At 68.4% G+C, this 12,721-nt stretch carries 8 protein-coding genes and 1 riboswitch; of the genes, 1 reads left to right on the top strand and 7 read right to left on the bottom strand.

Annotated elements, in window-relative coordinates:
* Positions 1-21: 21 nt before the first annotated feature.
* The gene (locus AC3WT6_RS06845; RefSeq protein WP_492652815.1) at positions 22-1,419 is read right to left on the bottom strand and encodes an Lcl domain-containing protein; all 1,398 of its coding nucleotides are present in this window, start codon (positions 1,417-1,419) and stop codon (positions 22-24) included.
* Positions 1,420-1,582: 163 nt separating this feature from the next.
* Between AC3WT6_RS06845 and map the strand changes: the two genes are divergently transcribed.
* Positions 1,583-2,329 carry a type I methionyl aminopeptidase gene (map, locus tag AC3WT6_RS06840; protein ID WP_492652814.1) on the top strand — a complete coding sequence of 249 codons (747 nt, stop codon included), beginning with the start codon at positions 1,583-1,585 and terminating at the stop codon, positions 2,327-2,329.
* Between the two features lie 124 nt (positions 2,330-2,453).
* Here the strand turns inward: map and AC3WT6_RS06835 are convergent, their stop codons facing one another.
* The 6 genes from AC3WT6_RS06835 to argS all read right to left on the bottom strand — a co-directional run bounded on the left by AC3WT6_RS06835 (position 2,454) and on the right by argS (position 12,706).
* Positions 2,454-4,037, bottom strand: a complete 1,584-nt coding sequence (locus tag AC3WT6_RS06835; protein ID WP_492652813.1) for a helicase HerA-like domain-containing protein — start codon at positions 4,035-4,037, stop codon at positions 2,454-2,456.
* 229 nt (positions 4,038-4,266) lie between these two features.
* On the bottom strand, positions 4,267-6,087 hold the full coding sequence (locus tag AC3WT6_RS06830; protein ID WP_492652812.1) for a DUF885 domain-containing protein: 1,821 nt from the start codon (positions 6,085-6,087) through the stop codon (positions 4,267-4,269).
* Positions 6,088-6,231: 144 nt separating this feature from the next.
* The gene (locus AC3WT6_RS06825) at positions 6,232-7,488 is read right to left on the bottom strand and encodes a D-amino acid dehydrogenase (protein WP_492652811.1); all 1,257 of its coding nucleotides are present in this window, start codon (positions 7,486-7,488) and stop codon (positions 6,232-6,234) included.
* 183 nt (positions 7,489-7,671) lie between these two features.
* A riboswitch (glycine riboswitch) is annotated at positions 7,672-7,766 on the bottom strand.
* A 403-nt stretch (positions 7,767-8,169) separates the two neighbouring features.
* The gene (locus tag AC3WT6_RS06820; RefSeq protein ID WP_492652810.1) at positions 8,170-10,095 is read right to left on the bottom strand and encodes a S9 family peptidase; all 1,926 of its coding nucleotides are present in this window, start codon (positions 10,093-10,095) and stop codon (positions 8,170-8,172) included.
* 26 nt (positions 10,096-10,121) lie between these two features.
* Positions 10,122-10,928: an SPOR domain-containing protein gene (locus AC3WT6_RS06815; RefSeq protein ID WP_492652809.1), complete on the bottom strand. Its 807-nt coding sequence runs from the start codon at positions 10,926-10,928 to the stop codon at positions 10,122-10,124.
* Complete coding sequence (argS, locus tag AC3WT6_RS06810) at positions 10,925-12,706, bottom strand: arginine--tRNA ligase (RefSeq protein WP_492652808.1); 1,782 nt, start codon at positions 12,704-12,706, stop codon at positions 10,925-10,927. Before argS ends, AC3WT6_RS06815 begins: the two co-directional genes overlap by 4 nt.
* Positions 12,707-12,721 lie beyond the last annotated feature (15 nt).

The raw sequence follows: 12,721 nt of genomic DNA, 5'->3' as shown, positions 1-12,721 counted from the left end.
CGGTCGTGATGATCGTGGCGCTCAGCGCGTCGCGGGGGCCGGCTTGCGCACCAGGCGCAGCGAGGCATTGGTGGTCTTGCGCAGCGCTCCGCGACGGCCGTCCGCGAGGTTGATGCCCCAGACCCGCGTGCTGTCCGAGGTCGTGGTCGAGGACCAGTAGGCGGTGGCGTTGAACCACTGCGTGTGGCTGAAGTAGCCGGGGTCGATCATCGAACTCAGTTCTGGCTCGGCGCCCCAGCGGCGGCCGTGGTCAATCAGGCTCTGCAGCTCCTCGATGTCCGGCATGCGCCAGTCGCTGGCGCCGCACAACTGCTGCGCGTTGCGGGTGGCGATGGCCTTGACGGTGTCGCACTGCCCGGCCGGGGCGCAGACGCCGTTGGCGGCGGTGCCGGCGTTGCCGCCGTTGCTGGTCGGCTCCGGGTCGTACCAGCTGTAGGTGTTGTCCTTGTCGCGGCCTTCGATGTCGCCGCGGTCGGCGCCGGAGGGGATGGCGGGATCGCGCTCGTCGGTCTTGTTCTCCCAGATCAGGCCGGTGACGTTGTCGCGGATGCAGCTCCAGAACGGCGCGTCGGCCGGCAGCTCGCTGCCGTCGCCGGCGATCTTGGTGTAGTCGAAGCCGTTGTTGAGCGCCGGCGACAGGTTGGCGTTTGGCGTGCTGGCGCCGATCTTCACCAGCGTGCCGCTGCCGGCCTGGGCATCGCGGCCACGGGTGCCGTCCTGCTGCGCGGCGAACAGCACCGAAGCATCGCCGCTGCAGCGCTTGAGGTTGTCGCCGCCGGTGTCGCGGTTGGTGGTTGCCAGCCCGCAGAAGACCATGCCGGTGTCGTTCATCGGGATCGCCGCGGGCGCGGGGGCGTCGGCCTCGAAGCTGGCGGTGATCGCGCAGTCGGCGCTCATCGCGGCGGTGGTGTAGGTGCTGCCGGCCAGCGTGCCGCCGCAGCCGCTGACGGTGGCGATGAAGAAGCCAGTATCGGCGGTGACCGTGAAGCTGGCGGTCGCACCGGCAGCGACCGTCTGCGAAGACGGGGCGATGCTGCCGCCGCTGCCGGCGGTGGCGGTCGCGGTGTAGTTGCTCGGCGGCGGCGGCTCGTCGGCGATGAACTGGGCACTGACGGCGCAGTCGGCAGTCATCGCGGCGGTGGTGTAGGTGCTGCCGGCCAGCGTGCCGCCGCAACCGCTGACGGTGCCGATCGAGTAGCCGCTGGCGGCGGTCAGCGTGAACGCCGCCGTGCTGCCGGCATCCACGGTGACGCTGCCTGGCGCGATACTGCCGCCGGTGGCGGCGCTGCCGGTGGCGGTGTAGCGCGCCGTGGGGGTCGGGGGCGTCGGCGTGGTGCCGTAGCCGCTCGTGCCGCCGCTGCCGCAGGCGCCTAGGGCCAGCGACAGCAGGGCAGCCAGACTCAGCCGGTCGAGTTTCATGCGGGTTCTCCGTGCAGCGATCGAGGGTCGGTGCACGGATGCTGAGGCCGGTGGCAGTCCGGGCAGCAGTCCCCATATAGGGGGTATTGGTTCAACCCGCCCGCTATCCGGCTTCGGCGCAACCGTACTCGGGTAGTCTTGGCGTATTCAGCTTGGAGATCACATGACCATCGAAACCGAAGACGACGTCGCTGCGCTCAAGCGCATCGGCAGGATCGTTTCCTACGTGCTGCAGGAAATGCTCGACGCCGCCGAGCCCGGCATGACCACGCGCGAGCTGGATGCCCTGGGTGAGCAGTTGCTGGCAAGACACGGCGCCCGCTCGGCACCGAAACTCACCTACGACTTCCCAGGCTCGACCTGCATCAGCATCAACGAGGAAGCCGCGCACGGCATCCCGGGCGACCGGGTGATTCGGGCGGGCGACGTGCTCAACGTCGATGTATCCGCCGAGCTGGACGGCTACTTCGCCGATACCGGCGGGACCCGAGTGGTGCCGCCGAGCAACCCGCAGAAGACCCGCCTGTGCCATGCCACCCGCACGGCTCTTGAAAACGCCATGAAGCAGGCCCGCGCCGGTCGACCGATCAATGGCATCGGCGCCGCCATCGAGCGCACCGCGAAGACCTACGGCTTCCGCGTCATCGAGAACCTCGCCAGCCACGGCGTCGGGCGTGCGCTGCATGAAGCCCCCGAGCACATTCCCGGCTACTTCGATCCGGCCGACCGGCGGGTGCTGAAGGAAGGCATGGTGATCACCATCGAGCCCTTCCTCTCAACCAAGAGCCGCCTGGTGAATGAGACCTCCGACGGCTGGACCCTGGTCGGGGTACAGGGCAACCTGTCGGCGCAGTACGAGCACACGATGATCATCACCAAGGGCGAGCCCATCGTCGTCACGCTGCACTGAGCGGCCGCCTGCAACAGCTTAAGCCGTCCGACACGCGCTCGCGTTCGGACGGCTTTGTCGCTTCTGGGGCTGCGATGCAGGTTGGACCGGCGGGCACGGCTGCCCGCCAGTCGAGGTCAGTCCGCTAGCGCTTGCTCAGCGAGCCCAACACCCCGCGCAGCAACTGCCGCCCGATCTCGCGACCGACCTGCGAGCCGGCGCTGCGGATCACGCTCTTGATCGCCGCCTCGGTCACGCTCTGGCGGTTGGACGCCCGTGGCGCCGGCGCCGGGCGGCTGGGCGCAGGCGCACGCGCCACCGGCGGCGCGCGGCGGGCGCTGGGTGCCGGCTCGGGCTCCGGCGCGCCGGGCGCGCGCTGACGCGACATCGCCTCCCACCAGTTGCCCAGGCTGCCGCCACCGCTGCTCGGTGCCGCCGGTGCGGGTGCGGCGGCGGGCGCGGGCTCGCTCAGCAGCTCGTAGGCGGACTCGCGGTCGTGCAACTGGTCGTACTTGCCGGCAAAGGGGCTGTGTTGCAGGCATTGCGCGCGCTCCTCGGCGCTGAGCGCGCCCATGCGCGAACGCGGCGGGCGGATCTTCACGCGGTCCACCACCGCCGGCACGCCGCCGTCCTGCAAGGTGCTGACCAGGGCCTCGCCGACGCCCAGCTCCATGATCGCCTCGGCGGTCTTGAAGCGCGGATTGGGGCGGAAGGTTTCGGCAGCCGCCTTCACCGCCTTCTGGTCACGCGGGGTGAAGGCGCGCAGCGCGTGCTGCACGCGGTTGCCGAGCTGGCCGAGCACGCTTTCCGGCAGGTCCAGCGGGTTCTGGGTGACGAAGTACACGCCCACGCCCTTGCTGCGGATCAGGCGCACCACCTGTTCCACCTTCTCGACCAGGGCCTTGGGCGCGTCGTTGAACAGCAGATGCGCCTCGTCGAAGAAGAACACCAGCTTGGGTTTGTCGAGGTCGCCGGCCTCGGGCAGGTTCTCGAACAGCTCGCTCAAGAGCCAGAGCAGGAAGGTCGCGTACAGGCGCGGCTTGCGATAGAGCACGTCGGCGGCGAGCACGTTGACGATACCGCGACCGCCCGGTTCGCAGAGCAGGAAGTCATTGAGGTCCAGCGCCGGCTCGCCGAAGAAGTGCTCGGCACCGTCGGCTTCGAGCTGGATCAACCCGCGCTGGATAGCGCCGACGCTGGCGGTGGAGACCAGCCCGTAATCGGCGCCCAGCGACTTGGCGTTGGCCGACACGTGGTTGAGCGCGGCGCGCAGGTCCTTGAAGTCGAGCAGCAACAGGCCCTGGTCGTCGCAGTACTTGAACACCAGGGAGAGCACGGCCTCCTGCACGTCGGAGAGATCCAGCAGGCGCCCCAGCAGGATCGGCCCCAGCTCGCTGACGGTGGCGCGTACCGGATGGCCGCTCTTGCCGAACACATCCCAGAACACCACCGGATTGGCGCTGGGCGACCAGCCCGGTAGGCCGGTGGCGGCGGCGCGCTCCAGCAGCTTGGGGCTGGAGACACCGGGCGCGGCGATGCCGGAGAGATCGCCTTTCACGTCGGCGGCGAACACCGGCACGCCGATCTCGCTGAAGCCCTCGGCCAGAATCTGCAGGGTGATGGTCTTGCCGGTGCCGGTAGCCCCCGCGACCAGGCCGTGGCGGTTGGCGTAGCGGGCCAGCAAGTAGTGCGCGGTTTCGCCGGTGCCGATCAGAAGGTCTTGGGACATGGACGGGGCTCGAAGAGGAGCCGCTATCTTTCCCCCTGCGTCGCCACTCGGCAATGGCCGCGGCGATGGCGGTTGCGCGCGCAGCGGGGCGAACCTGGCTCGATGGCCTCGAAGGCGACCGGCGCGCAGGCCCGAGAGCCTGCGCGCCAATACTCGGGCGAACGCCCCCACCCCGGCCCTCCCCCGCTGGCGGGGGAGGGAGTTTCGGAGTGCGGGCCTTACCGCAGTATCAGGAGGCCTTGGCCTTGCGGCTGGCGATCCAGGCATCCACCTGCTGCTCCAGCACCGGCAGCGGCAGGGCGCCGCCGCTCAGCACCACGTCGTGGAACGCCTTGAGATCAAACGCAGTGCCCAGCTCGGCCTGGGCCCTGTCGCGCAGGCGGAGGATGCTGATCATGCCGGTCTTGTAGGCCAGCGCCTGCGCCGGCATCACGAGGTAGCGCTCGATCTCGGCGGTGACTTCCTTCTCGCCCATGCCGGTCTTCTCGCGCATGTAGTCGATGGCCTGCTCGCGGCTCCAGCGCTTGTGGTGCATGCCGCTGTCCACCACCAGGCGCACCGAGCGGAACATTTCGGCTTGCAGACGGCCGAGGTTGCTGAGCGGCTCCTTCTGAAAGCCCAGCTCCCAGGCCAGGCGCTCGGCGTACAGCGCCCAGCCTTCCACATAGGCGGTGAACGGCAGCACCTTGCGGAAAAAGGGCACGCCCTCGATGTTCTGGGCGATGGCGATCTGGAAGTGATGGCCGGGAATCGCCTCGTGATAGACCAGCGTGCGCATGCCGAACTTCGCCACCTCGCCCATGTCGCGCAGGTTGGCGTAGAAGATGCCGGGACGGCTGCCGTCGAAGGCCGGCGGGTTGTAGTAGGCGCCGGGCGAGGTGGCCTCCTTGAACACCGGGATGCGCTCCACCTTCACGCCCTGCGGCGGCCGCAGGTTGAAGGCGCTGCCCAGGCCCTGGTCCACCTCGTCGATGATCGCCTGGTAGTCCTTGAGCGCTTGCGCGCGGCCGGCCTCGTCATTGGGGTAGAGCTGCGCCGGGTCGTGCGCGAGCTGCTGCACGCGCGCGCCGATGCTGCCCTCGCTCAGGCCCTGTGCGCGCAGGATGGCGTCCATCTCGGCCTCGATGCGCGCCACTTCCTTCAAGCCGATCTCGTGCACCTCATCGGGTGTCATTCGCGTGGTGGTCTGGTTGCGCACCGCGTAGGCGTAGTAGGCATCGCCGTCGGGCAGCGCCCAGACGCCGTTGTTGCCGGTCGCCTTGGGCAGCAGCGCCTCGCAGTAGGCGATCAGCCGCGCATAGGCGGGGTAGACCGACTCCTCGATGGCGGTCTTGGTACCCGCCAGCAGCGGCCCGCGCTGCTCGTCGCTGGCCTCGACCTTGCCCAGCTTCTCGGCGAACTGCACGTAGAGATCGTTCTGCTCGGCCGGCTTGCCGACGAAGGCGCGCATTTCCACCAGCACCTTCTCCAGCACGAAACGCGGCGGCACGATGCCCTTGTCCTCGCGGATCTTCAGGCCGGCCAGCAGCTGGTCGAACTTGAGCGGCACGGCGTTGAGGCGCGAGACGTAGTCGCGGGCGTCGCGCAGATCGCCGACCTGGTGGATGGTGAGCAGGAAGGTCGGCAGCTCGTTCTGCACGCCGAACAGCTGGTTGACCGGATAGTTGTGCCAGCGCCAGCGCTCGCCCTCGACCGCGTCGCTGAGGAAGAACTCCATCACGTCGTAGGAGAGCTTGGTGCCCTCATCGAGCGAGGCGCGGTCGTAGCGGTGCAGGGTCTCCAGCTCGGAGCGGGTGAAGGCCAGCATCTTAGTCTCGTGTTCCGGCGAGATGTCGGTGAGCCTGGACTGATGCCCCTTGATGCCGAAGCCTTCCAGCAACCGCAGGTTGGAGAGCAGCTCCGGGTCTTCCAGCACGATGCGCAGGAAGGTGCGATTGAACAGCGCGTTGATCGACAGCGGCTTGAAGTACCAGGCGTTGACGCCCAGCGCCGCCACCACCGCCAACAGGCCGAGCAGACCCAGGCCCAGCCACTTGAAGAATTTTTTCACCGTCACTCCCTGTCGTCGGATATTCGCGGGTCAGTTCCGAGCCCGCATACCGGGCTTCGATGCCGCGGCGCACGCCAGGGTTTATACAAAACCCGCGCCGATCATGATCGACGCGGGCTTCGGGTCTTGCAGAGAACCGCCCGGCTAGAGCTCGGTGAAGGCGAAGTCCACCTCCGGCTTGCGGCCGGAGACGATGTCCGCCAGCGCGCGGCCGGAGCCGCAGCCATGGGTCCAGCCCAGGGTGCCGTGGCCGGTGTTGAGGTAGAGCCGGCCGAGCTTGCTCTTGCCGATATAGGGCACGTTGGAGGGCGTGGCCGGACGCAGGCCGCACCAGAACTGCGCCTGGCTGGTGTCGCCGGCACCGGGGAACAGCTGCTCGACGCGGCGGACGATGGCCTGGCAGCGCACCGGGTTGAGGTCGCGGTCGTAGCCGTTGAGCTCGGCGGTACCGGCGATGCGCAGCTTGTCGCCCAGGCGCGAGAACACCAGCTTGTACTCGTCGTCGGTGAGCGAAACCTGATGCGCCAACGCGGCATCGCGCACCGGCATGGTCACCGAATAGCCCTTGGCCGGGTAGATGTTCAGACGCAGGCCGGCGCTGGCCGCCAGCAGCGGGCTGAAGCTGCCCAGCGAGAGCACATAGGCATCGGCCTTGAGCCGGGTGAAGCGGCCCTCGCCGTCGATGGCCTCGACGTAGTCCAGCTCGCCGCCGGCGCTGCGTAGGGCGGTGATCTGATGGTTCATCAGAAACTGCACGCCGCGCTCGGCGCACAGCGCCGCCAGCTTGCGGGTGAACATCAGGGCATTGCCGGACTCGTCCGCCGCCGTGTAGGTGGCGCCGGCGAGTTGCGGATGGATGTGGCGCAGCGCCGGCTCCAGGGCCAGCGCCTCGTCGGCGCTGATGAGACGACGGTCGCAGCCGAGCGCGCGCATCTGCTCGGTGGGGCCGATGGCGGCGTCGAACTCCTTGGCGCTGGTGTAGAAGTGCAGGATGCCCTGGGTGCGCTGCTCGTAGTCGATGCCGGTGTCGGCGCGCAGCGCCTGCAAGGACTCACGGCTGTAGGTGCCCAGCCGCACCATCTGCGCGATGTTGTGGCGGGTGCGCGAGGGCAGGCACTCGATCATGAAGCTCAAGCCCCAGAGCCACTGGCGCAGGTCGGCGCGCAGGCGGAACAGCAGCGGCGCGTCCTCCTTGGCCAGCCATTGCAGCACCTTGAGCGGCGCGCCGGGATTGGCCCAGGGCTCGGCGTGGCTGACCGAAATCTGGCCGCCGTTGGCGAAGCTGGTTTCGGCGCCGGCCTGCGCCTGGCGGTCGACCACCGTGACTTCGTGGCCCTGGCTCTGCAGGTAATACGCGGTGTTGATGCCGACCACGCCGGCACCCAAGACGATGACTTTCATGCACGCACTCCAAAAGCAACGGGACTAGCGGCGCCAGGGGTCCGCCCTGGACCCCGCTTTGCGCCGCTCCCCCTGTCCCGGATGCCTGAGAGTTTCCGTCGCGCCGGGGAGAACCCAGGGGCGGCGTTGCTCCGTCGGCGGACCCGCGCCGTTGTGCCACGGGTCGCTCTTCAGACGGCTATGTCGATGACCGCAGTAACTGGACCTGAGCGTTCATGGGAGTTTGCGCCTTCGGTGGGCGACGCCTAAAGGCGCCGCCGCTCTTCTGCGTGCATCTGCTGTGCTGCTGCGCACCCGATACCACCAAGGGGCGCGGCATTGGACAGCAAATCGCAAGCCAAGGCGAGCCCTGGCAGGCCGATCGAGGCGAAATATTTGCCGACTGCCCGAGTCGCCTTTCAGCGATCCCAGTCGGAGTGACCGCCGCCGGTATTGGCACCTAGCCAGGCGGCCAGGGCGATGCTGGCGAGGACATCGATGGTGAGGAAGATTGCCAGTTCCATGCTGCACTCCTTGCCCTGCGCACAGGGCCCAAGCCTTTAGAGGGACGCTGGCCGACGCGAAAGCGCCGAGAGGCTGGCAGTCAGCAAGCTACGCCTGGCCGCCAACAAGTGCAACCAATTCTCATTTGAGAGCTGCCGCCGACCTTCGCCACAGACGGCGGCCCGATACCTGCCGGAGCTAATCCCCCAACAGGGTCTGCCGGAGGAACAGCACGGTTGCCGCCGTCTGGTAGTCGCGGTTGGATTTCTTCTTGAAGCCGTGGCCCTCGTCCTTGGCGGCCAGATACCAGACCTCGCCGCCATTGCCGCGCATCTTCGCCACCATCTGCTCGGCCTCGCTGGCCGGCACGCGCGGGTCGTTGAGGCCCTGCACCACCAACATCGGCTTGGTGATCTTCTGGGCGTTGTTGAGCGGCGCGATCTCTTCCAGGTAGGCGCGCATCTCGGGGATGCGCTCGTCGCCGTATTCGACGCGGCGCAGGTCGCGGCGGTAGTCCTGGGTGTTGGTGAGGAAGGTGACGAAGTGGGAGATGCCGACCACGTCGACGCCGGCGCGCAGGCGCTCGTTGTAGTCGACCATGCTAGCCAGCGTCATGTAGCCGCCGTAGCTGCCGCCCATCACCAGCGCGCGGCCGGCGTCGAGGTCGGGCTGCTGCGCGATCCAGTCCAAGAGGGCGCCGATGTCCTTCACCGAATCCTTGCGCTTGAACCCGTTGTCGAGCTTGAGATAGCTCTTGCCGTAGCCATCGCTGCCGCGCACGTTCGGCGTGATCACCGCCACCCCCAGCTCCTTCAGGTAGTACTGGGAGATCGGCGAGAAGCCGGGCAGCGCCTGCGCCTCCGGGCCACCGTGGATGCTGACGATCACCGGCGCCTTCGCGCCCACCGCCAGCTTCGGCTTGTAGACGAAGGCCGGGATGCTCAGGCCGTCGAAGCTCGGGTAGCGGATCAGCTGCGGCTCGATGAAGTCGGCGGTGTTCAGGCCGCCGACCTCGCTCTCGGTCCAGCGGCTCAGCTTCTGCTCGCCGACGCGGAAGCTGTAGATGTCCGAAGGCGCGGTGGCGCGATCCAGCGAGAAGGCCAGCCGGCGACCGCGCGCATCAAAGTCGATGCCGCCGATCTGCCCGGCCGGCAGCTTCGGGGTGGCGATGCGCTTGCCGGTCTTGAGATCAATGAGGTGCAGGACGGCGAGGCCGTCCTCGTTGCTGACGAAGGCCAGCCGGCTGCCGCCGCCGGAGAGGCTGAACTCCTCCACATTCCAGGGAATGTCGGCCGACAGCACTTTCGCCTTCCAGTCGTCCAGACGCTGGTAGTGCAGGCGCATGAACTCGCTGCCCTCGTCGCTGACGAAGTAGATGCCCTTGCCGTCCTTGCCGAACTTGGCGCTGCCGAAGGCCACCGGCTGCTCGCTGTCGTGGAAGCGGGTCAGCGCCTTGCTATCGAGATCCAGCAGATACAGCTCGCTCTCGTTGATCGAGATCGACTTCAGCACCAAGAGCGTGCGGTTGTCTGGCGAGAAGTCCAGCGCCGTCCAGCTGCCTTCGCGCTCCAGCACCGGCAGGCTGTCGGTCTCGCCGAACTTCAGGACATGCAGGTCGGTGTCCTTGCCGTTGCGGCGGGTGGTGCTGAGCGCCAGCAGGCTGCCGTCGCCCGACCACTGCGCGCCGCCATTGCGCGATTTGCCGTCGGTGAGCAGGCGGGTTTCGCCGCTGGCGAGATCCTGCCAGTAGAGCTGGTAGAACTCGTCGCCGCCCTGGTCCTTGGCGAACACGAAGCCCAGCTGCCTGGGATGCGGAGCCACCGCGGCCACCGGCTCGGGGAAAAAGGTGAGCTGACTGCGCGCGCCCAGCGGCGTCTTCACCCTATGTACCTGGCTGGTTTCGCCAAAGCGAGTGCTGATCAGCAGGCTGCCATCCGGCAACCAGCCGCCCAGGCCGGCACCGCGCACCTGCTGGTAGCGGTTGAGGCGCTCGTTCAGCTCGGCCGGAATCGCCGGGATGCCCTCGATCAGCAAATTGCCACGCTCGACGCGCGGCGGCGCCTCGGTGGCCTGGGCCAGCGGCGCCAGCAGGCTGGCCAGCAGTACGGGAAGGAAACGGCGCATGGGCAACTCCGGTGATCGGGGCAGCGTCAGTTCTTGATCTTCATCACCACACCGTTCAGCCCCTGCGCTTGCAGGCTGCGCTGCGCGGCCTGGGCGGCGGCGGTGTCGGCATAGGGGCCGAGCCGGACCCGGAACCAAGTCTGGCTGTTGTCGATGGTGACCTGCTCGACCCGCGCGGCCAAGCCGACCAGGGCCAGGGCGGCGCGCTGCTGGTCGGCATCGGCGCGGTTGCGGTAGGAGGCCACCTGGATCAGATAGCGCTCGCCGCCGCCGGGCTTGGCGGTGGCGGCGGTGCTGGCAGCAGGCGCGGGCGCGGCGCGGCTGCGCTCTTCGGCGGCCACCGCCGCCTGCAAAGCCGCCAGGCGCTCGGCCGTCGCTGCGGTCGAGGTCGTAGCCGTGGTCGTGGTCGCGGCCGGCGCCGGGCCGGATGGCGGCGCTTGCGTAGCCGTAGCCGCCGCGGGCACCGGCGGCGGCTTGGTGGCCGCACGGTTCAGCTCCTCATCCGGCACCACCACCTCGTAGCTGGGCAGCATTTCGTAGAAGGCAAAGCGCGACGGCTCCTTGGGCGGCAGCGCGATGGTCTTGGGCTTGTTCTTTTCCGCCGTGCTCGGCGCCAGATCCATGGGCTTGGCCGGGCGGCCGATGTAGACCAGCGCCGCCACCACCAGGCCCAGGCTCAGGCCCAGCACCATCCAGGCCCAGGCCGGCAGTCCGGACTTGCCACCCTTGCCGCCGCGCGAGGGCGGCTTGCGCGCGCCCGAGCGCGCCGGCTTGCGGCGGCTGCCGTTGCGCGGATGACGGTCGGCGTAATCGCGGGCGATGCGCAAGCTCACATCGAGTCTTTCGGTTCCACACCCAGCAGGCCGAGGGCGCCGCGCAGCACGGTGCGGGTGGCCTCGATCAGCACCAGCCGGGCGTTCTGCAACTCGGCGTCGTCGATCAGGAACTTGTGCTGGTTGTAGTAGGCGTGCAGCGCCGCCGCCAGATCCTGCACGTAGAAGGCCAGACTGTGCGGTGTGCGATTGGCGGCCGCCACCCGCAGCAGCTCGGGGTACTTGCCGAGCACGGTGAGCAGGCTCTTTTCCTCCTCGGTGCTCAGTCGGGCAAGCGCGGCCAGGCCGGCGTCGCGATCGTAGGCGCCGCCCTTCTCGGTGAGCTGGCGGAACACCGAGCAGATGCGCGCATGCGCGTACTGCACGTAGTAGACCGGGTTGTCATTGCTCTGGCTGCGCGCCAGGTCGATGTCGAATTCCAGATGCTGGTCGTGCGAGCGCGCCAGGTAGAAGAAGCGGGTGGCATCGGCGCCGACCTCGTCGATCAGATCCTGCAAGGTCACGAAGTTGCCGCTGCGCTTGCCCATCTTGCCGCTGGAGAGCGTCACGAACTGCATCAGCGCGACATGCAGGGCGTCCTTGCGCTGGGTGAGCATCTCGATGGCGGCGCGCACGCGGGCGATGTAGCCATGGTGGTCGGCGCCCCAGACATCGACCAGCAGCGGATAGCCGCGATCAAGCTTGTCGACGTGGTAGGCGAGATCGTTGGCGAAATAGGTGGCGGCACCATCGGCCTTGAACAGCACACGGTCCTTCTCGTCGCCGTAGTCGCTGGTCTTCAGCCACTGCGCGCCGTCCTTCTCGTAGACGTAGCCGGCGGTCTGCAGGCGCTCGATAGCGGTCTTGGCAAAGCCGGACTCGACCAGCGCGCGCTCCGAGTACCACTGGTCGAAGCGCACATGGAAGGACGCCAGGGTGGCGCGGATCACCGCCAGCTGGTCGTCCAGCGCGGCGCGGGTGATCTGGGCATAGCCTTCACCGCCGAGCAGGGCACGGGTGCGCTCGATCAGGCGGTCGAGGTAGGCCTCCTGCTGCAGCTTGATGGCGTCCTTGGTCTTGTCGTCGGCGCCCTCGGGCAGCTGCGGCTCGGGCGCCAGGTCGGCATACAGCTCGGCCGCCGGACGCTGGAAGGCCGCGCCATAGGCGGCGCGGATGTTCTCCGCCGAGCGGCGGATGTAGTCGGCCGGATAGCCGCGCTTGGGGAAGCTGAGCGTCTCGCCACCGGCCTCCAGATAGCGCAGCCAGACGCTGACGGTGAGCACGTCCACCTGCCGGCCGGCGTCGTTGATGTAGTACTCGCGGTGCACCGCGTAGCCGCTGGCGGCGAGCAGGTTGGCGAGGGTGTCGCCGTAAGCGGCGCCACGGCCGTGGCCGACGTGCATCGGCCCGGTGGGGTTGGCGGAGACGAACTCCACCATCACCTTGCCCTTGCTGCCGCTGCGGTCCTGGCCCCAGGTCTCGCCGGCCGTGAGGATCTCCGGCAGCAGCGCGCTCAGCGCATCGCTGGTGAGGAAGAAGTTGATGAAGCCCGGCCCGGCGATCTCCACCTTGGCAACCCGCGGCGAGGCCGGCAGATGGCGCACCAGGGCTTCCGCGAACTTGCGCGGCGGCTGGCCCAGGCCCTTGGCGCAGACCATGGCCAGGTTGCTGGCGAAGTCGCCGTGCGCCTTGTCCTTGGTGGCATCGATGACGATATTGGCGGCGGGTGCGGCGGCACCCAGTTCGGCGCAGGCGGCATTCAGGGCCGCGCGCAGCAAATCTTGCAGATGGGGTTTCATCGGAACTACAGCCTG

It is taken from the genome of Stagnimonas sp. FW305-C-60, assembly GCF_058782965.1.
Note: the sequence above shows the minus strand (reverse complement) of the source record. Positions and strands in the feature narration are given on the sequence as shown.

Excerpts from the sequence above, each read along its gene's own strand:
- AC3WT6_RS06845 (WP_492652815.1), bottom strand. The coding sequence starts at position 1,419 with ATGAAACTCGACCGGCTGAGTCTGGCTGCCCTGCTGTCGCTGGCCCTA.
- map (WP_492652814.1), top strand. The coding sequence starts at position 1,583 with ATGACCATCGAAACCGAAGACGACGTCGCTGCGCTCAAGCGCATCGGC.
- AC3WT6_RS06835 (WP_492652813.1), bottom strand. The coding sequence starts at position 4,037 with ATGTCCCAAGACCTTCTGATCGGCACCGGCGAAACCGCGCACTACTTG.
- AC3WT6_RS06825 (WP_492652811.1), bottom strand. The coding sequence starts at position 7,488 with ATGAAAGTCATCGTCTTGGGTGCCGGCGTGGTCGGCATCAACACCGCG.
- AC3WT6_RS06820 (WP_492652810.1), bottom strand. The coding sequence starts at position 10,095 with ATGCGCCGTTTCCTTCCCGTACTGCTGGCCAGCCTGCTGGCGCCGCTG.
- argS (WP_492652808.1), bottom strand. The coding sequence starts at position 12,706 with ATGAAACCCCATCTGCAAGATTTGCTGCGCGCGGCCCTGAATGCCGCC.